Source organism: Paenibacillus sp. 7516 (genome assembly GCF_002272715.1).
GTDB lineage: Bacteria > Bacillota > Bacilli > Paenibacillales > Paenibacillaceae > Paenibacillus > Paenibacillus illinoisensis_A.
In genome coordinates, this window is record NZ_NPBI01000034.1 from 17398 (window position 1) to 41682 (window position 24285).

The 24285-nt window shown below is 47.2% G+C and carries 24 protein-coding genes; 6 read left to right on the forward strand and 18 right to left on the reverse strand.

The genetic code is table 11. The annotated features are described in order from the left end of the window. Positions 1-149 precede the first annotated feature (149 nt). Entirely contained in the window at positions 150-1403 is a 1254-nt protein-coding gene (ylbJ, locus tag CHI14_RS24715; protein ID WP_095292187.1) for a sporulation integral membrane protein YlbJ, read from the forward strand. Between the two features lie 105 nt (positions 1404-1508). Next, complete coding sequence (locus CHI14_RS24720; RefSeq protein WP_095292189.1) at positions 1509-2312, forward strand: NAD kinase; 804 nt, start codon at positions 1509-1511, stop codon at positions 2310-2312. Between the two features lie 83 nt (positions 2313-2395). Here the strand turns inward: CHI14_RS24720 and CHI14_RS24725 are convergent, their stop codons facing one another. Beyond that, on the reverse strand, positions 2396-2791 hold the full coding sequence (locus CHI14_RS24725) for a YutD family protein (protein ID WP_249281232.1): 396 nt from the start codon (positions 2789-2791) through the stop codon (positions 2396-2398). 14 nt (positions 2792-2805) lie between these two features. Further along, positions 2806-3705, reverse strand: a complete 900-nt coding sequence (gene lipA, locus CHI14_RS24730) for a lipoyl synthase (RefSeq protein WP_095292190.1) — start codon at positions 3703-3705, stop codon at positions 2806-2808. A gap of 246 nt (positions 3706-3951) precedes the next feature. Between lipA and CHI14_RS24735 the strand changes: the two genes are divergently transcribed. Next, entirely contained in the window at positions 3952-4986 is a 1035-nt protein-coding gene (locus CHI14_RS24735) for a M23 family metallopeptidase (protein ID WP_095292229.1), read from the forward strand. 78 nt (positions 4987-5064) lie between these two features. Here CHI14_RS24735 and yunB read toward each other — a convergent pair whose 3' ends face one another. The 4 genes from yunB to zwf (CHI14_RS24755) all read right to left on the reverse strand — a co-directional run bounded on the left by yunB (position 5065) and on the right by zwf (CHI14_RS24755) (position 9404). After that, positions 5065-5940, reverse strand: a complete 876-nt coding sequence (gene yunB, locus CHI14_RS24740) for a sporulation protein YunB (RefSeq protein WP_170948266.1) — start codon at positions 5938-5940, stop codon at positions 5065-5067. A 258-nt stretch (positions 5941-6198) separates the two neighbouring features. After that, positions 6199-6843 carry a fructose-6-phosphate aldolase gene (gene fsa / locus CHI14_RS24745; RefSeq protein ID WP_095292192.1) on the reverse strand — a complete coding sequence of 215 codons (645 nt, stop codon included), beginning with the start codon at positions 6841-6843 and terminating at the stop codon, positions 6199-6201. Positions 6844-6929: 86 nt separating this feature from the next. Further along, positions 6930-7823 carry a phosphogluconate dehydrogenase (NAD(+)-dependent, decarboxylating) gene (gene gnd, locus CHI14_RS24750; protein ID WP_095292193.1) on the reverse strand — a complete coding sequence of 298 codons (894 nt, stop codon included), beginning with the start codon at positions 7821-7823 and terminating at the stop codon, positions 6930-6932. Positions 7824-7949: 126 nt separating this feature from the next. Next, entirely contained in the window at positions 7950-9404 is a 1455-nt protein-coding gene (gene zwf, locus CHI14_RS24755; RefSeq protein WP_095292195.1) for a glucose-6-phosphate dehydrogenase, read from the reverse strand. A gap of 416 nt (positions 9405-9820) precedes the next feature. Here zwf (CHI14_RS24755) and CHI14_RS24760 point away from each other — a divergent pair, with 416 nt between their 5' ends. Further along, positions 9821-10141 (forward strand): winged helix-turn-helix transcriptional regulator, encoded by a 321-nt coding sequence (locus tag CHI14_RS24760; RefSeq protein ID WP_095292196.1) that lies wholly within the window; start codon positions 9821-9823, stop codon positions 10139-10141. 341 nt (positions 10142-10482) lie between these two features. On the opposite strand, the gene CHI14_RS24765 is transcribed toward CHI14_RS24760, so the two are convergent. Next, positions 10483-11643 (reverse strand): Gfo/Idh/MocA family protein, encoded by a 1161-nt coding sequence (locus tag CHI14_RS24765; RefSeq protein ID WP_095292198.1) that lies wholly within the window; start codon positions 11641-11643, stop codon positions 10483-10485. A gap of 119 nt (positions 11644-11762) precedes the next feature. On the opposite strand from CHI14_RS24765, the gene CHI14_RS24770 reads away from it, so the two are divergent. Next, positions 11763-12632, forward strand: coding sequence for an AraC family transcriptional regulator (locus tag CHI14_RS24770; RefSeq protein ID WP_249281233.1), 870 nt, complete (start codon positions 11763-11765; stop codon positions 12630-12632). A gap of 134 nt (positions 12633-12766) precedes the next feature. Here the strand turns inward: CHI14_RS24770 and CHI14_RS24775 are convergent, their stop codons facing one another. The 4 genes from CHI14_RS24775 to CHI14_RS24790 all read right to left on the reverse strand — a co-directional run bounded on the left by CHI14_RS24775 (position 12767) and on the right by CHI14_RS24790 (position 15836). After that, on the reverse strand, positions 12767-13534 hold the full coding sequence (locus CHI14_RS24775) for a DUF3600 domain-containing protein (RefSeq protein WP_095292201.1): 768 nt from the start codon (positions 13532-13534) through the stop codon (positions 12767-12769). Beyond that, complete coding sequence (locus tag CHI14_RS24780) at positions 13524-14108, reverse strand: sigma-70 family RNA polymerase sigma factor (RefSeq protein ID WP_095292202.1); 585 nt, start codon at positions 14106-14108, stop codon at positions 13524-13526. The genes CHI14_RS24775 and CHI14_RS24780 overlap by 11 nt, the downstream gene beginning before the upstream one ends. A gap of 185 nt (positions 14109-14293) precedes the next feature. Further along, complete coding sequence (locus CHI14_RS24785; RefSeq protein WP_095292204.1) at positions 14294-15082, reverse strand: TrmH family RNA methyltransferase; 789 nt, start codon at positions 15080-15082, stop codon at positions 14294-14296. Between the two features lie 52 nt (positions 15083-15134). Beyond that, entirely contained in the window at positions 15135-15836 is a 702-nt protein-coding gene (locus tag CHI14_RS24790; RefSeq protein WP_095292232.1) for a potassium channel family protein, read from the reverse strand. 127 nt (positions 15837-15963) lie between these two features. Here CHI14_RS24790 and sspI point away from each other — a divergent pair, with 127 nt between their 5' ends. After that, positions 15964-16197, forward strand: coding sequence for a small acid-soluble spore protein SspI (gene sspI / locus CHI14_RS24795; RefSeq protein ID WP_095292206.1), 234 nt, complete (start codon positions 15964-15966; stop codon positions 16195-16197). 198 nt (positions 16198-16395) lie between these two features. Here the strand turns inward: sspI and CHI14_RS24800 are convergent, their stop codons facing one another. From CHI14_RS24800 to liaF, 7 genes are all read right to left on the reverse strand, one after another. Beyond that, positions 16396-17976 (reverse strand): peptide chain release factor 3, encoded by a 1581-nt coding sequence (locus tag CHI14_RS24800; RefSeq protein ID WP_095292207.1) that lies wholly within the window; start codon positions 17974-17976, stop codon positions 16396-16398. A gap of 345 nt (positions 17977-18321) precedes the next feature. After that, positions 18322-18720 carry a DoxX family protein gene (locus CHI14_RS24805; protein ID WP_053783291.1) on the reverse strand — a complete coding sequence of 133 codons (399 nt, stop codon included), beginning with the start codon at positions 18718-18720 and terminating at the stop codon, positions 18322-18324. Between the two features lie 349 nt (positions 18721-19069). Next, positions 19070-20620 (reverse strand): glucose-6-phosphate dehydrogenase, encoded by a 1551-nt coding sequence (gene zwf, locus CHI14_RS24810; RefSeq protein ID WP_095292209.1) that lies wholly within the window; start codon positions 20618-20620, stop codon positions 19070-19072. Between the two features lie 250 nt (positions 20621-20870). Further along, a complete protein-coding gene (locus CHI14_RS24815) occupies positions 20871-21608 on the reverse strand; it encodes a YwmB family TATA-box binding protein (RefSeq protein WP_095292210.1) in 738 nt (245 codons plus the stop codon). 219 nt (positions 21609-21827) lie between these two features. Then, a complete protein-coding gene (locus tag CHI14_RS24820; protein WP_095292211.1) occupies positions 21828-22496 on the reverse strand; it encodes a response regulator transcription factor in 669 nt (222 codons plus the stop codon). After that, positions 22438-23553 (reverse strand): sensor histidine kinase, encoded by a 1116-nt coding sequence (locus tag CHI14_RS24825; protein ID WP_095292213.1) that lies wholly within the window; start codon positions 23551-23553, stop codon positions 22438-22440. Before CHI14_RS24825 ends, CHI14_RS24820 begins: the two co-directional genes overlap by 59 nt. A 34-nt stretch (positions 23554-23587) precedes the next feature. Beyond that, the gene (gene liaF, locus CHI14_RS24830) at positions 23588-24235 is read right to left on the reverse strand and encodes a cell wall-active antibiotics response protein LiaF (protein ID WP_095292214.1); all 648 of its coding nucleotides are present in this window, start codon (positions 24233-24235) and stop codon (positions 23588-23590) included. Positions 24236-24285: the final 50 nt, after the last annotated feature.

Sequence of the window (24285 nt, forward strand, 5' to 3'; positions counted from 1 at the left end):
ATACATCGTTTAAAAATACAGCCATTTTTGCAAGCGCTTTCCGGATATTAATTTGTACTGTTTGTCCGCCTTGAATCATATATTGATGGCACAAGCGACACTCACTGCAGCAGGCTTAACGACCATTATCATATAAAGGAGAGGTATGCATGGCAGCTTCATACAAACTTACCCATGTTCTGATTACACTCGCTCTCCTCGTTCTCTGTTTTCTTATGGTCCTGTTCCCTGCAGAGACCTGGCATGCAAGTGTGAGAGGGCTCTCCATCTGGTGGGATGTGTTATTCCCGTCGCTTTTTCCCTTTCTGGTTCTTTCTGAGCTGCTGCTCGGTTTCGGCATTGTCCATTTTCTCGGGACCCTGTTAAATCCACTCATGCGCCCCCTGTTTCGTGTTCCAGGAAGCGGAGGTTTTGTATTTGCGGTCAGCTGCGCTTCCGGCTATCCGACTGGAGCGAAATTAACCGCTCAATTATGGGATCAAAAGCTGGTCACGCGGGAAGAGGGTGAGCGGCTCGTGGCCTTCACTACTTCATCCGATCCCATCTTCATGATCGGTGCGGTATCCGTCGGTTTTTTTCACAATGTAGCCGTTGCTCCGGTTCTGGTCGCTTCTCACTATGCCGCTGCCTTCATCGTTGGTCTGCTCATGCGATTCCATGGAAGGGCAGCTAGCTCATCTTCTCCATCCCCTACGCCTTCAACCTCAACCGTGAAGCCAAAGGGCAGCAGATTCATACAGGCTATCCATGCCATGCATGAGGCACGAATGGCAGATGGGCGTGCATTTGGAGAACTACTGCGCCAGGCTGTCTCCTCATCCCTTCGCCTTATTATTATCGTAGGTGGGCTTGTTGTATTCTTCTCTGTCATGATGGAGTTACTTGTACAGACCGGATCACTTGGCGTGCTGTATCAAATGACCGAGCAGCTGCTCACCTTCATGAACTTGCCACCTGCCTTATCACAGAGTCTTGTAGGTGGTTTGTTTGAGGTGACTCTTGGAGCCAAGGAAGCGGGAGGAGCAGGTACAGCCATCCCTCTTGTTTATAAGGCAGCCGCTGCTGCATTTGTGTTGTCCTGGGGAGGTTTGTCGGTACATGCCCAGATCATGAGCATACTCAGCAACACACCGATGCGATATGGGCCGTTTTTGTTTGCGAGAGCCATACATGCTCTAATCGCACCTTTACTTGTTTTATTACTTTGGATACCTTTAATGGGTCAATCTGCATGGCCTGCCATAAGTGAGACCAGCTCTTCACCAGTAGCTACAGCTATATACTCACCAAATGCGGGACAAATGATATGGTTCGGATTCGAGATCCTTGGCGGCGTGCTGCTTTTGCTGCTGTTCTTTTCCCTGCTTCGTGCCCTGCTCTTCCCGGGACGGTTCCAAAAATAAGCCCGAATGCGCGCCTATATTTCGAATGAATATCAATCCAACGTTGTGTTCTGCTCTGGAATTGATTATCATCGGTAATATAATGACCACAAAGGAGCTTTCATCTTGAGATACTATGTTCAAGACCGCGGAGACCAGTTATCGATTGATCTGAGTCAGCAGTTTCATGCGCTGGCAAAAGAAGAAGGGTTCAAGCTGGATGCAGAATCGCCGGAGATTGTTATCTCCATCGGAGGCGATGGTACAATGCTGCAGGCATTTCACAATTTCATCGACCGGATCCCGGACATTGCTTTTGTTGGGGTTCATACAGGCCATCTCGGATTCTATGCCGATTGGAAGAAGGACGAATTACAGGAACTGGTACGATTAATGAGTGGGAAAGGGGACCCCGAAAGACTCAAACCCCGAATTGTAGAATATCCGCTACTGGAGCTTGAGATCCGTAAAAAATCGGGTAACACCTCCTATATTGCCTTAAATGAATTTACGTTAAAAGGTGTGGACGGTACGGTCGTAGCCCAAGTCGACATTAATGACGTTACCTTTGAGATGTTCCGGGGTGACGGGATCTGCGTATCCACACCTTCAGGCAGTACAGCCTATAATAAGGCCCTGGGCGGTGCCATGGTGCATCCGACCATTGAGGCAATTCAGATTGCTGAAATTGCTTCGATCAATAACCGTGTCTATCGGACGCTGGGTTCACCGGTTATTTTGCCCAAGCACCATCACTGTGACATCTTCTCGCGCAAGGACCAAAGGCTGCTGCTGACAATCGATCATGTGAATGTTATGGTGGAGGATCTGATCTCCGTACGTTGTCAGGTAGCAAGTCACAAGGTAAGCTTTGCCCGTTATCGCCCCTATCCATTTTGGAACCGGGTTCGCACTGCCTTTTTGGACTAGCCTGGTTCGGAAACAAGCTGGTTGGTGTTCACTAAAAGGATACTCCCGGAAATAATAACATGTACAAAAAAAGCGGCCCTTCTTCAGGAGCCGCTTTTTGCTTTGGCTTGAGGCTGTTCTTTGCTCTTCTGAAGAACAAAGTAAGCACAGCCAAAGTTACAATATTCATTGATATAATCCACCATGCTTGAGATGGTGGAATCTTTCGTGGCTTTGGGATGATTATCACGATAAAAGCCTTTGAGCCGCAGCTGACTGTAGCCCCAGTCCCCGATAATGTAATCATAGCGCTCCAGAACTTCACTGTACCGGTCGCGGAAAACTTCCGGGTTCCAGCCTTCTTTATGGTTCTGCACAATCTCATAATTTTTACCGTTCACCTGAACGATGATTTTTTCCTGCACTTTTTCTTCTGGTTTATCCTGAGGCTGATCCTGGACCGTGTCCTGAACCTGCTCAGTTCTTTTTTCTTCTTTCAATCCAGTGTCCTCCATTATGCGTGTGTTGCCGCCTGTTCCGCATGTTTTGCAGCAGATTTGACCTGTTCATGTGCATGGTAGGAACTGCGTACCATCGGTCCGGATTCAACGTGGCTGAATCCACGTTTCAGTCCTTCCTGCTTCAATGCTGCGAACTCTTCTGGCGGATAATACTTCTCAACAAACAGATGTTTCTCGGATGGCTGCAGGTACTGACCAATCGTCATGATATCACAATCCACAGCACGCAGATCATCCATGGTTTGCAAAATTTCCTGGTATTCCTCACCTACACCCAGCATAATGCTGGATTTGGTCGGAATATTAGGCTGCATTTCTTTGGCACGAGCAAGCAATTCAAGTGAACGCTTGTATTTGGCCTTGGCTCTGACCTTGTCTGATAGCCGCTCGACCGTCTCAATGTTGTGATTAAGAATGTCAGGTTTGGCATCCATGACAATTTTCAGGGAATCCCGATCACCCATGAAGTCTGGAATTAATACTTCTACACTACACAAAGGCAAGCGGCGTCGAACTGCCTTTACCGTCTCGGCAAAAATGGTTGCTCCGCCATCCTTCAAATCATCACGAGCGACGCTTGTAATAACACAGTGCTGCAGGTTCATTTGCTCCGCAGCTTCTGCGACGCGTTCTGGCTCCTGCAAATCAAGTTCCGTCGGCAAGCCGGTATTTACCGCGCAAAAGCGGCATGCCCGTGTGCAAATGTCGCCCAAAATCATAAAAGTAGCTGTTCGATTGGCCCAGCATTCGTAAATATTCGGGCATCGTGCTTCCTCACATACTGTATGCAGCGTTTTTGAACGCATCATCGTTTTCATTTCCTGATAGTTATCGCCGGTTGTCAATTTAATCCGAATCCAGTCCGGTTTCGGTTCCTTAACACGTTTAGCCAATGCGTAAACCCTCTTTCTAATGAAGTTAGGCTGTTGCTCGGAACATATTATACCATGAAAGCGTTGGAAAAACCCCCATTTGTCACATCTTGTGCAATCCACCCTTACACGGATAAAATAAGGGCTTTTGAAGAACGCTAGGTTATAGCTTGGTTCACCGGGCACGCTTGTGCATCATCTCAATGGAAAGGGGGCTGCTTCCCTGTGCAAAATCGCAACAAACTGCGCTTCACTCACTCTTTTTGGATGAAAACCCTACTTGCAGGCACACTGCTTCTCCCATTCTTGCCTGTTGATGTTCATGGTGAATCCTCGGCTGCGCCATCCAAAACGGAACCTGCCGAAATGAAACCAGCGGAGATTTTAAAAGCACGCCGAAGTTTATATGAGAGCATTGAACAAATAACCGGCATTCCCTGGTTCAGACTCGCAGCTATCGACCAATATGAACGAACGCTTACGCGTGCTCATCCCAAAGACCGCAAACACCCGGAGCGACTGACCGGAATTTTCATGACATCTCCCGCCTGGAGAGGCTGGCTTAACCCGGATGAGACGGATCAACAGCCGGGTTCCATCGTTTTTTTTAATGGATACGGTCGTGATGGATCGGGAGACGGACTGGCGGATGCCAACAACGACTTGGATGTGCTGTACAGTATGGCGAACGTCATCCAGAGATTCGGAGCCCGTCAGGAGGACTTCAGCATTGCCCTGTGGGAGTATTATCATAATACCCGGGCCGTGCAGCGCATTCAGCAGTTTGCGAAATTATATGAGCATTTTGACAGCATCGATTTGTTTACCCATGCGTTTCCCGTTCCCCTAGGCACGAATTATTCCTATCGCAGCACATGGGGGACCAAACGCAGCTGGGGTGGTTATCGTATCCATGAGGGAACAGACATCTTCGCTCCCCATGGACTTCCCGTGCGCAGCACCTGTTATGGTGTCGTGGAGATCAAGGGCTGGAATCCTTTTGGAGGCTGGCGGATTGGCATCCGTGATTTGAATAACCACTATCACTACTACGCTCATCTATCCGGTTTTGATAAGAATGCCCACATAGGTGAGGTCGTTACCCCTGGTCAAGTTGTGGGCTGGGTAGGCAGCTCCGGTTATGGCAAACCAGGTACACAGGGCAAATTCCCTCCCCATTTGCATTACGGAATCTACCGGGATACCGGACTGACGGAATGGTCGTTTGACCCTTACCCGCTTTTGAAGCATTGGGAACGAGAAGAGCGCCAGCAGAAAAAAGCCAAGGCGAAAAGCAAATAGAAAAAAAAACGGGACCCTCTTAGGAGAGGATCCCGTTTTTTGTTGACTGATTTTTTGGTTTAATTCAACTCATTTAATTCAATGATTCACGTCTGTATCAAGCGGTAGCCCTCCGTTCTCACCTGAAAGATCCGGTTCAAGCTCCAGCTCATCTCCCTGCAGCGTCCCTCCCGGCATCTGTGGCTGGTTCTGACCGGATGGATTCGGAGTCACCCCAGTACCACCGGAAACGCCAGGCTGACCTGATGGTAGCGCAATGGATGGTGCACTGCTGCCGTTACTGCCTACCGGCTTGCCCTGATTATCGTAGTAATACATGGGGACATCCCCGACCACGAGCAGGTAGGATATCGGTATTTCGGTATCTACCGTCTCTGGCTCCATATCGAAGGGAACCACCACGGCCACTTCGGCAATGATATGAATGTACACCTCTACCAGGATCATGTTGATTCCGGCATTCTGCTGCCTGGTGTTCAGATCGACCTTCACAGCCCCCTGTGGCTCGATACGAACAGGAATATTCGGACCAAAGGATGCCAGGACCGGGCTCCCCAGAGCCTGACCAAGGGGGATTTTCTCTTTTAACATATGCACGTTCTGTAATGTGGACTGCACAATATTCATCGTACTTGCCGTAATGCGCATGTGCTCGTCATAGTTCAGCATGAAACCGGACACTTTACCGGCAGTATCGGTTTTCCAGTCAATCAGCCCTTCGGTCGATTTGCCTTCCGCCACCTGGGCCGTAATGGCCTTGTTGATCGCTTCCGTAGCAATCTGCTTCACCCTTATTTTGGCCAAATGCATAATTGGAGGCTTCATTTTTTTATCCACATACGCAAAGCCCTGCATCAGGCAAAATACCGCTACCAGTAAAATAATCAGCCACATCTTGCGTTTGCCGCTTGGCGGCTTCCGTCGTCTTCGGCTCCGCCATCTTCTTCTCATCATCGGGTGTCCCCCTCTCCCTGCGGGATGAGCTCTAGGGTTATATGTTATCCTTATGCACCGTTGTCCCGAAAAAGAAGGACAGCACCCGTGTGACAGCGACAACATCCGTTTATTAAATTGGCGGTTCGCTCAGAGTGGCTTAGTTATTCTTTTCCTTCATAATAAAAAAAGCCCTCACCTGCAGATTACTCTGCAAGGTGAAGGCTTGGATTCATTTATGCCATATGCTTTAGAACAAAGTATGAGTCTTTCGCAGCATTATTTAGGAACAGTTTCCCAGTCCTTCAGGAAGCGCTCGATGCCACTATCTGTCAGTGGATGTTTCCACAATGTCGGCAGGAGCGATCCAGGAATCGTCGCAATGTGCGCACCGGAAAGGGCGGCATCTTCAACATGTTTGATATTGCGGATGCTTGCTGCAATGATCTCGGACGGCATATCGTACGTATCCAGGATAAGGCGCAGATCACGAATCAGCTTCATGCCATCCACCGCAATATCATCCAGACGGCCAACGAACGGGCTGATGTAAGTCGCTCCTGCTTTTGCCGCCATCAGACCTTGTGCTGCCGAGAAGATCAGCGTCACATTGGTTTTAATTCCTTTTTGCGTGAGCTCATGACAAGCATACAGACCATCTTCGGTCATCGGTAGTTTAATGACTACATTCGGTGCCCATTCAGCAATTTCATAAGCTTCCTTCAACATATCTTCGGCTTTGAGACCGACCACTTCAGCACTGACCGGGCCTTTGACAACGCCACAGATCTCCTGAATCACTTCTTTAAATACTCGGCCTTCTTTGGCAATCAAAGACGGGTTGGTCGTGACTCCATCTACCAGACCAAGACGTTCAATCCGTTTGATTTCCTCAACATTCCCTGTATCCAAGAAAAATTTCATGATATGTTCCCTCCACTTGATGAATTTATAAACACGATGATATTCATTACCCGAACAACCTTATATGTTAACAGTTATATATGAACTTATTTTTTTTCTACAGCGTGGCCGCCAAATTCGTTACGCAGTGCTGCTACCACTTTACCTGTGAATGTATCTGTCTCCAGGGAACGATAACGCATCAGCAAGGACAATGCGATAACTGGTGTAGCAGTTTGCAGGTCAAATGCTGTTTCCACAGTCCAGCGTCCTTCACCGGAAGAATGCATTACCCCTTTGATTTCATCGAGATTTGCATCTTTGGAGAATGCACGCTCAGTCAGCTCCATCAGCCAAGAACGAATAACGGAACCGTTGTTCCATACGCGAGCCACTTTTTCGAAGTCGAAGTCGAAGTCGCTTTTCTCAAGTACGTCAAAACCTTCACCGATGGATGCCATCATACCGTACTCGATACCGTTGTGCACCATTTTGAGGAAGTGACCGCTACCTGCTTTACCTGCATACAGATAACCGTTCTCTACTGCAGTATCTTTGAATGCCGGCTCAACGATCGCCCAGGCTTCAGGGTCTCCACCGATCATGTAACAAGCACCGTTACGTGCGCCTTCCATACCACCGGAAGTACCTGCATCCATGTAGTGGATACCGGATGGTTTCAATTCCTCGTAACGACGGATCGACTCTTTGTAGTGGGAGTTACCTGCTTCAATAATGATATCGCCTTTGGAGAGCAGCGGGCTTACTTCAGCCAGTACAGCATCAACCACATTGTGAGGAACCATGATCCACAGTACACGTGGGGATTCCAGAGATTCAACCATCTCTTTATAAGAAGAAACGCCTTGTGCGCCGTATTCTTTCATTTCGTTAACAGCTTCAGCGTTCAAGTCAAAAGCAACCACTTCATGCTTGTGGTCAATCAGGTTTCTGCCCAAGTTCAATCCCATTTTGCCCAATCCAATAAGTCCAAGTTTCATGATAAATCCTCCTGTTATGAACAATTATAAGTTTATCTATATCAAAAATTTTTACGGCCTTCCGGCCATTTACCGGAAGGACTTATGCAAAATTGGAACGGTATAATCAGTTAGCCTTAGATGTGCTTACCACCAACGGTAGCCATTCTCTGCAATCAAGCGATCTGCGGAATCAGGTCCTTGCGATCCTGCGCTGTACGTATCCAGCGGTACACTGCCATCCTGGAAAGCTTCCAGAATCGGCTGTACCCACTGCCATGCCAGCTCCACTTCGTTCCAGTGAGCAAAGAAGGTGGAATCTCCACGCATAGCGTCAAAGATCAGGTTTTCGTATGCTTCTGGAATATTCCGTTTGCCTGAAGCAAATGTCATGTTGATTGGCTCCACTTCACCATGGTTCAATGGGTTCTTCGCATTCAATTGAAGCGAGATGCTTTCCCCTGGACCAATTTCAATCGTCAGCAGGTTAGGCTCGGTCGTATTTTCGGATTCATGACCTGTTTTGAGCGGCGCCTTGAACTCAACTACGATGCGTGTGGATTTCTCAGCCAGGCGTTTACCTGTACGAATGTAGAATGGAACCTCGCTCCAGAATGGATCATCGATCCACAATCTCGCTGCTACATACGTATCGTTCTGGGAACCAGCCGGGATACCAGGCTCGTCCAGATAGCCGACAACGGATTTCCCTTGCAGCTCGCCTGCGCCGTATTGAGCACGTACCACTTCAGAAGCGATGTTTTCTTTGGTCAGTGGTCGAAGAGCTTCAGCAATCTTTTGCTTTTTAAACTGAATTTCTTGCGGTGTGCAGCGTTTTGGCAAATGCAGGGCAATCATCATCAGCAATTGAAGCATATGATTCTGGAACATGTCGCGAACGGCACCACTTTGGTCGTAATACGCAGCACGTTCTTCAACACCAACAGTTTCACTAGCCGTGATTTGTACATTGGCAATGTAACGGTTGGACCACAATGCCTGAATAACCGGGTTGGCATACGTCAGGGTTTCAATATTTTGAACCATCGGTTTGCCCAGGAAATGGTCAATGCGGTAAATTTCTTCCTCTGCAAAGGTATTGCTGAGTTTCTCATTCAGTTCACGTGCAGATTGCAGATCGTGTCCGAATGGTTTTTCAATAATTAGCTTCTTCCAGCCTTTGGTGTTACCCAGGCCGCTTTCCTGGATATTCAGTGCGATTGGCTCAAAGAATTCTGGTGCAACCGACATGTAGAACATGCGATTTTCCGGAATGCTCAGTTCCTGTTCACGCTGCTCGACGATTTTCAGCAATTTCGTGTAATCCTCAAGCTTCGTATTGTTCAGGGAACAATAACGGAAAGCTCCAATGAAATCACGTACCTGGGATTCTTCTTCAGGCGTTTGCCGTGAGAATTCATGCAGTGACTTTTCGACATTCGCCTGAAAGTCAGCATCCGACAATTCACGCCGTCCAAGACCGATAACGGAGAAGGATTTCGGCATTTTTTGATCAATGTACAAGTTATATAATGCAGGGTAAATCTTGCGTTTGGCTAAATCGCCTGTTGCCCCGAACAGGACAAATGTCATTGCGTCCATTGGAGTGCCTCCTGTGATCTGTGCAGTATAGTATATGATGGTGCAAAATGTTCAAATCCAAGCATGACAAAAGACGGAATAAGTGGGTGCGTGACCCGCCTTGCCTCCGTTTATATACCATACCCGAATTTAACCATGGAACATTCCTTCTCTCCACAACCTTAAACCAAGGTTATAAATTGTAACCATTTGAATTAACGTTACCCATATTACACCTGTCGTCACAATTCGTCAACAATCATGTCTAACGTGTGAACACCAGTGTTTACAGGGTTTTTATTTATTGTTAACGCTTTATGTGGTAAGATTATAAACAATTGGTATGTGATATTTTATACATAATGATTGTAGACAACCAGGTTACAATAAGTATACTAGTGCTATAATAAGCATAACTAATTCAAAGGAGTACAATTATGAGCGATGATGAGAATGCCAAGCAAATATGCGAAAAGGTGGAACAGTCTTATCAAATCATTGGCCGGAAGTGGGTTGCCCTCATTATTCATGCGTTGATGGAAGAGCCCAAACGATTCAGTGAAATTCACGCTTATATCCCTGACTTGAGCAAACGCGTACTGAATGAACGAATGAAAGAACTGGAGGAAGAAGGTCTGGTCGTGCGCCATGTGGTTACAGAGCGACCAGTTCGGACAGAATATATGTTGTCCCGCAAAGGGACGGAGCTGGGAAGGGCATTAAGTGCCGTGGAGCGATGGGCGGATAAGTGGCTGTAATGCTATTACCAATTTGTTTCAACCACTCGATAACGTTCCCTTTCGATTCCGTAAATAGCGTTTCCCTTGTTTAAGTGGAAAGTGGCAGGTAACCGGAGTATTTTGGATTAATTCTCTATAAAAGCACAGTAAATGTTGAAATAAAGTTACATCATGTGTCATTTAGATTGTTCCAATATGTGGGATCGGATAATCCCAGGGAGTCTAGGTATTCCAATTATCGTCCATCTTTATGATAAATTTGATAACATATATGCGTGAGATTCTGGTCTACCAAAAAAAGATGCCGCCTCATTTTTTATCATGAGATCTTGGCATCTTTTTGCTATTCATTCCTTTATTTATTTTGACTCCAACTGGGTCCCCAGCGTAATGCTCAGATCCTCGAAGTTCTCCACTGCCGTCTTCTTTTCATAAAAGTGCACCGCATGCTGCATTATACCTTCACGTGTGTAGAACGCATCGCCTGATTCCAGAGGAAAGTTAACTTTCTCCCCCGTACTCGCGGACTTATATATACCTACAATCAGTTCAAGTGTATTCCGCCCACTCCGTCCATCCACCAGAAGTGGTGATCCGGTCTCAATGGCGTTTAGCACATTCTCGACCTGACCCGCATGACCGACGTGAATGACATCCGGCAATGCGTCTGCTTTCTGCTGTATCTGTTGTTCCAGTTCCGGATTCGACTCCGGAAATCCATTACTACGGGCCGTTGAGGCAACCACTTTCCACGGTGCAGATACCCGGGCCTCTTTTCCCTGAAAAATTAACTGCTGCTCCTCTCCGTGATGGACGACGGAACTCGTTATCATGCCAAGTGCCCCTTCTCGGAATCGAAGCATGGCCATCGATACATCTTCCACTTCCGCATTATCATGCGAGGTATTGGCCATCATGGCCTGCAGTTCCACCGGTGGCCCCATCATCCAGAGCATCGCATCAATATGATGCACGGCATGATTAAGCGTACAGCCACCCCCCTCTTTTTCCCAAGTACCGCGCCACCACAGATCATAGTAGTTATGACCCCGCCACCAGAATGAATCCACTTGAACATGCACAATCGGGCCCATCAGCTTACTGTCCAGCACGCCCTTAAGCTTCATCATCGGTGTAGTGAACCGATTCTGTGCCACGACTGAGAGAAGTTTGCCACTCTGTTCAGCCGCTTTCAGCATTTGGTCCGCTTCTTCCAGGGAGGAAGCCATCGGTTTTTCCACCAGCACGTTAGTACCCGCACGCAAAAAGTCACACGCAATGGGAGCATGTGTATACGGCGGAGTACAGACAGAGACCACATCAATATTTTGGCTTAGCAATTCTTTATAATCCGCTACGGCCAGTGCATTCTCCAGTCCATGTTCATTAATTCGTTTCTGTGCTTTCTCAGGGTACATATCAACCACAGCTACAATCTGACATCGATCGGGAAAGGCCAAATAGGCTGAGATATGCGCTCCACTAATTGCACCAGCACCAATAATCGCTACCTTTAACATCTGAACATACCTCCCTTGTTCCCTTCACAATACACAATTATTAAGCGCTTTTATGCGCGTATCTTGTGTTAAAATAAAAGGATCTTGTGCTCATATTGAGGGAGGAATAGGCATTGTCCATGTTAGACAAGGAGCAATTCGATCTGGCTTGCCGCCGTACATCCACCACGACTTTTCTTGAAATATTTCATGCCCATTCCCAAATGGAAGTGACCTACATTCATGATGGGTATGGCCAGTTAATTACGGAAGGCCAAGCTTTTCCACTTAAACCGGGTACACTGATGGTTTTCCGTCCTTTTCAGCTGCATCAGGTACAGATTCAGGTTACGGATGAGCATCCTTTTGTCCGTAGTGTACTTATGTATGAGCTGGATGTGCTGAAGGAAACCTGGCGGCATTTTACGGCTACTCATCATTTTGTACAGGAGCTTCTGGGACAGCCTTCACCTATTGCACCTTTCATTCTGTCTTCTTCTTCCATGCTGGTGCAATTCATGGAACAGTTCGCGCAGATTCATCTCAATGGACTTCATATAGAAAGAGAAGAGGAGGCTACCCGGCTCTTTTTACTGAACCTGCTCGTACAGATTCAATACATATGGGAAGAAGACAAGCATGCGCTTTCCCAATCCGTTCGTCCAACCTTCAACAGTCTTCTTCATCCTCACGCTGAAGCCGTCATGAAGTGGATTGAGGAACATTATCATGAACCCTTTCAACTCAAAGATCTCGCTGCAGAACTGCATATGTCTCTTTATCACCTGTCTCATGTATTCAAAAAGGCCACGGGAACGACCATTGTCGCCTATACTCAAGCCACCCGTATTCGTCATGCTTGCGTATTACTTGCCCGCAATTCATACAGCGTCCCGGAAATCGGTCATCGTGTAGGCATGTCCACGCCTTCCTACTTCTGCAAAGTATTCCGTTCCGTTACCGGTACAACTCCGCATCAATATCGGCTGAACGTGCAAGGGAGGGCATGAATTCATAATCCACATACCTCAAAAAAGCGAAGGAACATGTCCTCCGCCTACACTCATTCATTTTCGGAACTATTGTATCCAAATCATATTTGAATGTCAGATTAAGTTTACAAGCAGTGTTCAGATTCTTCCCATTAGCCCTTATTAGATTCCCTGATTTCAAGTCCTAGCTTCTCCAGGTAGCTATAGAGTTTCTCTCTGATCCGATCCAGCTCATTTTTCTGTTTTGCGGGTAGCCACTCCTCGTGAATCATACCATTTTGGTCTGTCACTTGGTCTTCGAGCTGCTTCATCCGTTCATACAATGACTTAAACTCAGCCCATTGCTCTTTATTAAATGTCTTTTCTGCTTGTGCCAGCTGCTCGTTCCAGAATTGATCTGGATCCAACAGGGTCTTCGGTGAGTCTGCTGATGATACAGCTTCCAGCTCTGCAAAAAGCGGTTCCAGTTCACTCGTGAGAAAGGCATACTGCTTTTGATATGAATCACTCCACTGTTCAGGATACATTCTCCCTTGCTCGTCGGAGTGTTCTATAGCCAATTGCCCCAATTGTTTTAACAAATTCATGTACTGAACAAATTCTTCTTGATTAAAATGGGCTTTGGCCATCTGCAGTTTGGCTTCAAGTCTCGTGTATTCCTCTGGTGTACCTCCCATGATCGAAATATTCTCCTGTGAACCATAGATATCATCCGCCAGATAGGTATATCCTGCATATGCTCCAGTAGGAATAATTAACACAGCGGTAAGCAGTGCAGCAATCATCCATTTTTTTCGATTACTTCGGCGATAGGGATAACTACGTATCTTATCCAAAACTGCACCTTTGGTCCTTTCGGGAATTCCCCACTCTTCTGTCTCGTTCCGATAGGCCTGTCTTAACTGCTCATCAAGTTTCATGTAGTCCCTCCACCTTTCCTCCAAATTCGGATCTCATCCTCTGTTTTTGGCGCAGCTTGGTCAGAGCGGCATGAATCCGGGACTTAACCGTCCCTAAAGGAATATCCAGAATGACAGCAATCTCCTCTTGTGTGTGCTCGTTCAAATAGTGGAGAGTAATTACCTGCTGCAGCTTATATGGCAAACGGCGCACATGTTCTAGTAAAGGTCGATTGGCAAGCTTATTAATCAGATCCCCGGCAAAATCCATTTCCATCCCCATGTCCATTCTCTCAACCCGTTGGCTGAACCGGAACTGCATCAATCTCCTGCGCCGATAATTCTGCACCTGTCGCATCGTTACTCCCATCAGCCAAGGTCGAAAATCCCGATTCGAATCATACCGTTCCAACGACCGATACGCTTGAATATATATCTCCTGCACCAGATCTTCAGCATCAGATGCATCTTTGATAAGAAAGCGTACCGTTCGATACACATCCGTTACTGTTTTTTCATACAATTCTCCATATGCCTCATCGTCACCAGCTCGAGTTAACGCCACTAGTTCTATGTACTTTTCTTGCTCACTCATCCGCATCCCCTCTCCTCTTTACACTATATATTGGTATACGGGAAGGATTTCGTTCGATTTTTTTATTAACTTTCTATTTCAAAAGAAAAAAGCTCATCCCTATCTCTCACATAAGTAGGAATAAGCTTAATTTGTTTTTCTTAAATCCTTGTCCTATATCGCACATACTACTTACCGATCTATAACTAAACCATCCGCTGTCTCATCGCTTCGAACATCAAAATCGTCGCCGCCATTGCGGCATTCAACGATTCAGCTTGTCCCTGCATCGGTATCGTAATTGCATCATCCACAAGCCTTGCCGTAGACTCGGATATCCCCTTACCCTCATTGCCAATCACAAGCCAAACGGATTGAGTAAAATCATAGCTATAACATGAGTACTCTGCCTGCAAAGAGGTACTTACGAGCTTCACGCCCGCTGCTTTCGCTTCCGGAAGCAAAGATTCCAACTGCCCTTCCACAATGGGCAAATGAAACAATGATCCCATCGTTGAACGAATGGTCTTCGGATTATACACGTCGGCAGAGCCTGCACCTAGCACCACACCGGCTGCTCCGGCTGCGTCAGCACTGCGAATGATCGTCCCTACATTACCTGGGTCCTGCACTCCATCCAGCACCACAACGAGCCGACGCTCTCCAGAGAGCAGGCTTTCCAGCGGCTCACGACCTTTCCGAACAATGGCAAAAACAGGCTGAGGTGTCATTGTATCCGTACATTTGGCAATCACAGCCGGCGATACGCTGATCCATTCTATACGTTGAAGTGGTCCCTCAAGGCCAGCCAGTTCCGTAGGTACTCCTTGCTCACCATCATAAACGATGCATTCCAGATCAGCCTGTGCACGTAATGCTTCCTGAACCAGGTGAATGCCTTCTATGAGATATTTATGCTGACGGGTACGGTGCTTTTTCTCCAGCAGCTGTGCCCATTCCTTCACACGTGTATTTTGCGGTGATACGATATCCATCTTTCCATCCTTCCCGTCTGCCGTTCAATTTACTCCGGGTGACTCCGAGAGATCACTTCGGATAGGCAAGCTCCATTTTCGTCAAATGGTCTTTGTGGCCCACTATGATCAATACATCCCCAGCTTCAATCCGATCTTCAGCATACGGAGAGATATTCATGGAATTCCCGCTGCGAATCGCCATGACGTTACAACCAAAGCGTGCACGAATGTTAAGCTCCAACAGATTTTTGCCGATCATCTGCTCGGAGGCTCTCATCTCCAATATGCTGTAATCTTCAGATAGCTCAATGTAATCCAGTATGTTCGGGGAGGTCAAATGATGGGCTACACGCAGCCCCATATCCCGCTCAGGGTAAATGACCTTGTCTGCTCCAATCTTTTGCAGCACTTTACCATGAAGCTCATTTTGTGCCTTGACGATCAGAACCGGTACACCCATATCTTTCAAAATCAGGGTCGTCAAAATGCTCGCCTGAATATCTTCACCGATTGCCACAACGACAACGTCGAAATTTCGTATGCCCAGCGCTCGTAGCGCTTCTTCATCCGTTGAATCTGCCGATACAGCATGAGTCACCACATTGGACATTTCCTGCGTCCGCTGCTCGTCCGCATCAATTGCCAGTACGTCGAATCCCATACCGCTCAGCGCATTGGCCACACTTGATCCGAACCGCCCCATGCCAATTACGGCATACTGTTTCTTAGCCATTAGGGTCTTAACCTCCCGCTGCACTTCAGCTCTTGCCATCCTTTCAGATGTCAATGCTTACTTAAATATCCTTCGTAGTATACCACAAAGCCGGATAAACTTGAATGCGCTCACGCTTCCCAGGGAACAGTATAGGAGCAGCCGAATATACGAGGAGGGAATTGCGATGCCAATTACATTAAGCCTGCGTGAAGCGATTGTTCATAAAGTTCATGACAAAAGTGATGATCAGCTCCGGGAAATGATTGAAGGTTCTGTTGACGGACCGGAAGCCGCATTGCCCGGACTAGGTGCCATTTTCGAAATGATCTGGAAGAACACTGATTCTGCGAAGCAGGATGAGTTGATTCAAGTCGCGCAGGAGCATCTGCACACCATCCCCGTTCAACCGCTTCGCTAATCGAGGCATTGAAAGGGATCGGTAACCGTCATCACGTTTGTTCTGCCTGCAAAAGAAAGCTTTCCCTTATCCGACTGGATCATACCTGCCATCTAAGTAAGGTGCAAAGCAACAGATCCCCCCGCCAGAAGGCGGAGGGATCTTTACCATTGCTGTATTACTGCCATTATTATATTGGCTTCATTTTAAGAGCTAAACTTATGGAGCTGTCTCAAGAAATTGAGCTGTCGGGTTTTTGTCCATTGCTGTTCTCATCGCATACTCATTCTCGAACAGGACAACGTAATTCCCCTTTTTATCCTTTACCAGGGTAGAGTTAATCCGGAACTTGCTCGGATCCAGATTCTCGTCCACGATCCAGCGAGCAAACTGATAAGGCATGCGCTGCAGCTGCACATCTACCCCGTACTCGCCTTTCATCCGGTATTCGAATACCTCGAACTGGAGCTGACCTACAACACCAAGCAGTGTTTCATCGAAACTTACGGTGTTAAAGACCTGAATCGTTCCTTCTTCCGTCAACTGGTCGATACCCTTTTGGTACTGTTTATGTTTCAATGCATTTTTGACGGTTACTTTGGCAAAAATCTCTGGCGAGAAGGTTGGCATTTCATCAAATACAACCTCACTTCCCTGACTAAGCGAATCACCAATCCGGAAAATACCCGGGTCAAATAATCCGATGATATCGCCAGCATATGCCTCTTCTACGATATCCCGGTCCTGAGCCAGGAATTGCTGTGGTTGGGACAGCTTAATCTCTTTCCCCACGCGGTTATGCTTAACGCTCATCCCCCGTTGGAATTTACCGGATACAATCCGCAGGAACGCGATACGGTCGCGGTGTGCCGGGTTCATGTTTGCCTGGATTTTGAATACATATCCGCTGAATTTCTCATTCGTCGGCTCGATCTCACCCGCCGTACTGTGACGTGGCTCAGGCTTAGGAGCCAACTGCAGGAAGTTCTCCAGGAATGTCTGCACACCAAAGTTGTTGATGGCACTACCGAAGAATACCGGTGTCAGCTCTCCACGTTGTACCTTCTCCATGTCGAACTGATCTCCCGCTACATCCAGAAGCTCCAGATCCTGACACAGCTGGTCATGAAGATATTCTCCCGCCATCTCGCGGATAATCGGATCTTCGTAGCCGTCTACTTTTTGCACTTTAATCGTGGAGTGATCGTCCCCTTGGAACAATTCCACCTGGTTTTTCATCCGGTCATACACGCCGCACAGATCGCGTCCTGTACCAATCGGCCAGTTCATTGGTACCGAGCGAATACCCAGTACGTTTTCGAGCTCTTCCATCAGGTCAAACGGGCTTTGTCCTTCACGGTCCAGCTTGTTGATGAATGTGAAGATTGGAATGCCGCGCTTCGCACAAACTTGGAACAGCTTGATGGTTTGTGCCTCGACACCTTTGGCCACGTCAATCAACATGACTGCACTGTCTGCAGCCGTCAGTGTACGATAGGTATCTTCACTGAAGTCCTGGTGACCCGGTGTATCCAGAATGTTTACACGATGACCCAGGTAATCGAACTGCATGACGGAAGATGTAACCGAGATCCCCCGCTGTTTCTCGATTTCCATCCAGTCACTTGTAGCGTGCTTGCTTGCTTTCCGCGCTTTGACCGTACCGGCGAGACGAATCGCGCCCCCGAACAGCAACAGCTTCTCGGTCAAGGTGGTTTTACCCGCATCCGGGTGAGAGATAATGGCAAACGTCCGGCGTTTGTCCACTTCCTGTTGAAGAATGTTATCTGCTTTGCTCATAGGTTCTATCCCTTTCATCCGTTCATTCAACGTTAATTACCGGCCTGGCCGGTCTAATCTCAATCTTTTATGCAATCCGGCGATACCGGTTGATTGTTTCCTTCGATTTTTGCACATTAGGTTTAATTTTACACATTTACAACGGAGTTCATCCTCCCTATTCCTGTGCTGCTATAACAAACCGTTAACCTGCTTCTTACCCAACTCTCCTATTGTACCATAATCTTTACCGAAAATAACCGATTACCTGCAAAGCATTCTTCACTTTTCCAATCACAAAAAAAGAGCACCTTTCAGCCAATAGAATGGCATCCAGGTACTCCTATTTCACGTTCGTAGCTCATTTTAGAAAATTAATGCATCCAGTGCGTATTGTCCTCCACCGGTCAGAGCCAATGCCACACCGACCACCAGGATCGCGAGATTATACTCAAAACCGTTTTGTGTAGACCAGTATCCATTCGCACCATGAACTTTCACAATCGCAATTACCATAGTCAGTGCAATCAGAATGCCACCTACTGGAGTCAGCAGACCTAGAGCCAGCAGCAAGCCGCCACCGAATTCCGCCAAACCTGCCAGCAGTGCAACGAGTGCGCCAGGCTTCATGCCCATGGACTCAAACCATCCGCCTGTACCCTTGATCCCATAACCCCCGAACCAACCAAACAATTTCTGTGCACCATGAGCCATAAACGACAAACCGATCACCAAACGAATTAACAAAAGTCCTACATCCAACATGTCCTTTTCCTCCATTCAAATAGTTACAAAATAGTATTCTTAGATTAAAGATATTATGCTAAAATGTTCCTTCATGAATGTGTTCGTAACCCCTTCACCTGGTTCAAATTTCATCTCATGAATAATCTATCGGTTCGAGGAACTCCTTAGAACTCCTTCGTCCGTTTTTCTTTTTGCGTAATTTCTTTAACTCTTGAGTTGAGTATAAGTTATTCACTTACTTTTTGTCAACAACTTATTTTTATTTATTTATTTCCTTATTATTCTTTTCTCTCACCTACGCAAAAAAAGCCCGGAAGAACGCGCACTCACGTCCTATCCAAGGCTTCTTTACACATGATTTACTGGATTAGTTGTTTACTTGCCAAATAACACTGTCTTCGTCCTGCCCATTCACCGGCCACCAGTGGAAACCATCCTGCTCCAGCAACTTCCCTGTCGCTTCCGGTCCCCATGTGCCTGCAGGATACGTATGCAGTTCTCCATGATTTCCAGCCCATGCGGAAGCAATACGGTCGACAAAAGACCATGCGGTCGCCACTTCATCCCAACGGGTGAAGTACGTGGAATCTCCTTCTGCCGCATCATGCAGCAGTCGCTCGTACGCTTCTGGCGAGTTGATTCCAATCATACAGCTCTGACAGAAGTCCATTGCGAGCGGCTGAATTTCGGAGTCCGAGCCCGGCTTCTTGGCATTGATTTTAATATAGATGCCTTCCATCGGATTCACCCGAATGACGAGCAGATTCGGTTCCAGTTTATATTTTTTGCCCAGATATACATTGTTCGGCATGGACTTGAATTCAACCACGATCTCGGTCGTTTTCACCGGCAGACGTTTGCCTGTCCGAATGTAAAAAGGTACACCCGCCCAGCGGAAATTATCCACAAATACACGCGCAGCAAAATAAGTCTCGGTATTCGACTCCGGATCAACCTTGTCCTCCTGACGATATCCCGGAAGCTGTTTGCCCCGGTACTCCCCCTCCGTATACTGTCCACGGACAACGTTATTGCTCACTTCTTCATCGGACGTAAATGGTCGTAGGGAACGCAGCACCTTAACCTTCTCATCCCGAATATCCTCGGGAAATAGACGGCTTGGCGGCTCCATGGCAATCATCGTCAGCATCTGAAGCATATGATTCTGCCCCATATCCCGCAGGGCACCGGAATGATCGTAGTAACCCCCACGTTCCTCCACACCAACCGTCTCACCAAGCGTGATTTGAACATTCGCAATATGTTTGTTATTCCAGAGCGGCTCAAAAAATGCATTACCAAAGCGAATCACTTCAATATTCTGCACCATTTCCTTGCCCAGATAATGGTCAATCCGATAGATTTCCTCTTCACGGAACACTTCACGGATCTGCTCATTTAATTGCTCTGCTGATTGCAGATCGTACCCAAATGGTTTCTCAATGACAAGCCGGTTCCAGCCTCGGCTCTCCAGCATTCCGCCATCACGTAAACTATAGGAGACACTGCCGAACAGCTCTGGAGCCAGTGCCAGATAAAACAGCCGGTTGCCTGGCGTGTTAAACTTCGCTTCCAGGCTTTCTGTTTGATCCCGTAACTCTCTGAAGCCATCCACGTTATTAATATCAAGAGATTTATACTCAAAATGTTCGACAAACGCATTCCACTCATCAGGTTCACCTGCCGGATAACGGCAGAACTCCTTAATGGATTCATGGATGTCTTCCCGGAATTGTTCTGGTGTCCTCGGACGTCTGGCTACACCAATAACCGCAAAGTCTTCGGCTAGCTTGCCTTCACGGTAAAGACTATAGATTGCCGGAAACAGCTTCCGGCGGGCCAAATCACCCGTTGCTCCAAAAATGAAAAATACTGCGCCTGGCGTCTGCACTTCATCTCGCATTTGTTTTTCGACCATGGGCTCCTCTTCCTTCCGGGAAGACTCTTTCTCTGCTCTTCCCGAGCTATGTAATGGTGTTATATATGCACAACATACAACCGACAATTACCAGTAGCTTCCTCTTGGATGTGATGCCATTTTAGCATATTGCCTGAAGGGTTGCACTAATTTTCCTGATAAAGGAACCCTTTATTCCTCCAAACATTTTTCTGAAAAATCCATCTATAAATAATTCATGATCGAGCTTATAAATTCACCTAATATCATTTCAATATTCTATAGTGATTACCGGAAAACCTAACGTAATACGATTGCTTCCCTTATCGTGATCCTGATGTACAGCAACCTGCATGTTTAGAACATCCGAGCCACTCTGGATGGCAGTCGGGAGCTCAGGGACACGGTAGGACACGCTTGCTGTATTGTCATCCGTATAACGCTCAGCTGCATGCATACCCAGCTGGCCAGACAGCTTAGCCTCTGTCTCTCCTAGTTGATTGCTAACCGAGGCATCGGTTGTTCCTCTGCCCTGAACTGCAAGGTTCCATGTCGCTTCCACCTCAGAATTTGCAAGCAGCTGATCTACCTGTTCATGCAGGGAAATGAGTTCGCTTAATTCGGTGGAACGATTACCCGCCAACTGTACAATAACATAGTATCCGTTTTCTCCAGTCACGACGGCATTTACCAATATGCCCGCATGACTTCCATCAGCCTGAATCTCGCTGCGATATACATCATGACCTGTCTGGCTTCCCAAAATCGGTCGCGGCAGTCCCAATTGCTCCGATAACCGGCCTGCTTGTTCCTCTGCACTCCCTGTCCCTTGTCCCTGCCATTTGATAATCATTCGTTCCACCTGATCCATCGCTGCGTTCGAAGTATGTATCAACTGTTCCAACTTGGCACCTTCTGACTCGCTACTCCCTGCATACGCCTTCGTCATACCTATAACAATAATAAGTGCCAATGCCACTATACCTGCAGACATCCAACGATTTAACATGGTTATCCTCCGCTCTCTCTTTCATTCTATGAATCTATCAACAGCATGCCCCCTTTCCCCATTTGCTAAACTTCTTCGGAAAACACAAAAAAGGCCCGTTCCACCACTTGCATGGTAGAGCAGACCTTTCCACTTGCCTATCTATGCTATTCAAATTCGTTAAGTACGTTTACTTGTTCAATGAATTTGCTAATTAAAGTCGTTCACACTACAATCTTCTTACTCTGCTAGACCATTTTTATAGGCATAGATGGCTGCTTGTGTCCGGTCATCCACGCCAAGTTTGGCCAGGATATTCGTTACATGGAACTTGACTGTTTTGATACCAATGATCAGATCATCGGCTATATCCTGATTGGACTTGCCCTTCGCAAGTAAACGAAGCACATCCATCTCCCGGTCTGTAAGCTCTTCATGCGCTGGCGCTGCTGCCTGTGGCTGCCGGAATCGATTCATCATTTTGGAGGCCACCTGTGATTCCAGAACCGATTGTCCACGTGCCGCAGCACGAATGGCATCTGCCACTTCATTGGCTCTTGATGTCTTTAACAGATAGCTGAAGGCGCCTGCCTCAATAACGGGATACATCTTCTCATCATCCAAGTAACTGGTTAGTACGATGACTTTGCATTCCGGATACATTTTGAGCAGCTGCCGGGTAGCCTCGATCCCGTCCATACCTTCCATGACCAGATCCATCAGAACAACGTCAGGCTTATATTCCTGTGCCAGTCGAATGCCTTCCTCGCCACTTCCCGCTTCACCCACAACCTCAATCCCGTCCTCCGTATCGAGCACGGCCGCGAGGCCAATCCGTACCATTTCATGGTCATCCACGAGCAACACTTTGATCGACGTTTCCGTCTCCGTTTCTACTTCCGGTTCCATTGACATGTTCTTCCTCACTTTCATCGCTCATCAAAGGTATCGTTATCTCAATTCGTGTTCCCTTACCTGGTGCCGTAACAAATTGAATGGCTCCACCGATCTCCGTAACACGTTCCCGCATGTTGGCCAGACCATAGGAAGCCTGCTTCTGGTCATCCAGATCGAAGCCCTGACCATCATCACGAATAAGCACACGAATTGCATCGGTCCGGCGCTGCAGCCGAATCTCCATTTTTTCTGCCTTAGCATGGCGCAATGTATTGGACATCGCTTCCTGAATAATACGGAACAGATGATTCTCAATGCCTTTGACCAAATCGATATCTTCATCCATCTCAAGCACAATGTCCATGGGTACTTTGGTTTTTAATTCCATGACAAGATCTTTCAGGCCCTGTTCCAAATGTTTGCCTTCCAGATACACCGGCCGCAAATGCAGAAGTAAAGCCCGCATCTCGGATTGGGCTACCGAAGCCATCTCCTCAATTAACGCCACCTGCCGCTGGGCACGTGCAAAGTCCTTTTCCATCTTTCGTCCAACCGCTGTGGCAGTCATCGAAATGGCAAACAACTGCTGGGATACGGCATCATGCAGCTCTCGGGCCAATCGCTGCCGCTCTTCCACAATTGCCGTGATTCTGGCTTGCTCTGCGAGCTGTGCATTATTGGTCGATAATCGTTGCAGTGAGGTAACCTGATCTTCCCACTTCTTGCCGATCCGTCCGAGCTGTTCGCTTAAACGCCCTACATCGTCGATCCCCAGATCGGGTACGGTGCGCGATAGAGATCCCTTTTCCCATTGTAAAAGGGTTTCCCGCAGCAATTCAAGCCTGCGTTTGACCCGGTAACTCTGATAGAAGCCAAAAGCCGCTCCGATGCCTATCAGCAATAAAACCAGCGCTAAGCCAGACTGAATCAGATGCCTCCATCCAGCAAACGGAGCAAGATAACCATATGTATACAACACATATAAGATAACAGCGAGCACAATGAAAACAAGGAGGATCCCTTCACCCATACTTCGGGTTACCATGTCGGTATGTCGTTTTGTCTTCAACCGGGTCTCCTCCTTTTCTTCACTTATTGATTTATTACGGATTACGAATGCTTAGGTCGCCAACAATATAAGAAATAACAAATTTTGCTTTATGTTCACTGGTTTCATAACCAGGTGTTCTCCATATCAACTTGTTCATCATGCCACTGTCTTTTTCCCCATTCAGACTAATTCGTCCAAACATGACCGAAGCCTCAATCTCTACTCCGTAATCCTCAGGCAGTGTCAACCGAACATTTCCCATAACCCCTTGTAACAATACAATGGTCTGTTTTTCTTCCGGAATGGAGAGAGACAGATCTGCATTGACTTCACCAATAGCGTGCCATAGGCTCATGCTTCGTAACGTCCAAGGCACCTGGTCCCAGTAGTAGCGGGCCAAAAAATTCTGTTTGCGCATGACATCGCCATGCAGATGCATCTTTTTGTTTTTGGAATAAAAATAGGCTAGTGAAGCCAGTACAATTAAAAATACAATCATCAGGTTCCCAAGCAGCAGAAGACATCCACCAATCGCCAAGTAGCGGTGACCTTTGTGCGCATCTCCTTTACGAACCTGGACCATTCCAATCGTTAACAGGATCAGTGCGGCAGCTGTCAGCAGATTAATATGCTGATTCAATAGCATGATTATACCGATAATAATGATCGCAAATGCAAGCCATTGTTCTTTTTTGTTCATCTCTGCCGCACCTCCTCTGCAAGTTGATTTTCCCTATTCGTTGGAAAAGC

Bases quoted from the DNA above. Each gene is read 5' to 3' on its own strand.
- ylbJ (WP_095292187.1), top strand. From the start codon at position 150: ATGGCAGCTTCATACAAACTTACCCATGTTCTGATTACACTCGCTCTC.
- CHI14_RS24805 (WP_053783291.1), bottom strand. From the start codon at position 18,720: ATGTTGGATGTAGGACTTTTGTTAATTCGTTTGGTGATCGGTTTGTCG.
- CHI14_RS24775 (WP_095292201.1), bottom strand. From the start codon at position 13,534: ATGAAACTTGATGAGCAGTTAAGACAGGCCTATCGGAACGAGACAGAA.
- zwf (WP_095292195.1), bottom strand. From the start codon at position 9,404: ATGGACGCAATGACATTTGTCCTGTTCGGGGCAACAGGCGATTTAGCC.
- zwf (WP_095292209.1), bottom strand. From the start codon at position 20,620: ATGGTCGAAAAACAAATGCGAGATGAAGTGCAGACGCCAGGCGCAGTA.
- CHI14_RS24780 (WP_095292202.1), bottom strand. From the start codon at position 14,108: ATGAGTGAGCAAGAAAAGTACATAGAACTAGTGGCGTTAACTCGAGCT.
- yunB (WP_170948266.1), bottom strand. From the start codon at position 5,940: ATGATGAGAAGAAGATGGCGGAGCCGAAGACGACGGAAGCCGCCAAGC.
- CHI14_RS24760 (WP_095292196.1), top strand. From the start codon at position 9,821: ATGAGCGATGATGAGAATGCCAAGCAAATATGCGAAAAGGTGGAACAG.
- CHI14_RS24785 (WP_095292204.1), bottom strand. From the start codon at position 15,082: ATGGATATCGTATCACCGCAAAATACACGTGTGAAGGAATGGGCACAG.
- liaF (WP_095292214.1), bottom strand. From the start codon at position 24,235: ATGAACAAAAAAGAACAATGGCTTGCATTTGCGATCATTATTATCGGT.
- CHI14_RS24815 (WP_095292210.1), bottom strand. From the start codon at position 21,608: ATGTTAAATCGTTGGATGTCTGCAGGTATAGTGGCATTGGCACTTATT.
- fsa (WP_095292192.1), bottom strand. From the start codon at position 6,843: ATGAAATTTTTCTTGGATACAGGGAATGTTGAGGAAATCAAACGGATT.
- CHI14_RS24820 (WP_095292211.1), bottom strand. From the start codon at position 22,496: ATGGAACCGGAAGTAGAAACGGAGACGGAAACGTCGATCAAAGTGTTG.
- CHI14_RS24790 (WP_095292232.1), bottom strand. From the start codon at position 15,836: ATGGCAAGAGCTGAAGTGCAGCGGGAGGTTAAGACCCTAATGGCTAAG.
- CHI14_RS24765 (WP_095292198.1), bottom strand. From the start codon at position 11,643: ATGTTAAAGGTAGCGATTATTGGTGCTGGTGCAATTAGTGGAGCGCAT.
- CHI14_RS24735 (WP_095292229.1), top strand. From the start codon at position 3,952: ATGAAAACCCTACTTGCAGGCACACTGCTTCTCCCATTCTTGCCTGTT.
- gnd (WP_095292193.1), bottom strand. From the start codon at position 7,823: ATGAAACTTGGACTTATTGGATTGGGCAAAATGGGATTGAACTTGGGC.
- CHI14_RS24800 (WP_095292207.1), bottom strand. From the start codon at position 17,976: ATGAGCAAAGCAGATAACATTCTTCAACAGGAAGTGGACAAACGCCGG.
- CHI14_RS24770 (WP_249281233.1), top strand. From the start codon at position 11,763: ATGTTAGACAAGGAGCAATTCGATCTGGCTTGCCGCCGTACATCCACC.
- sspI (WP_095292206.1), top strand. From the start codon at position 15,964: ATGCCAATTACATTAAGCCTGCGTGAAGCGATTGTTCATAAAGTTCAT.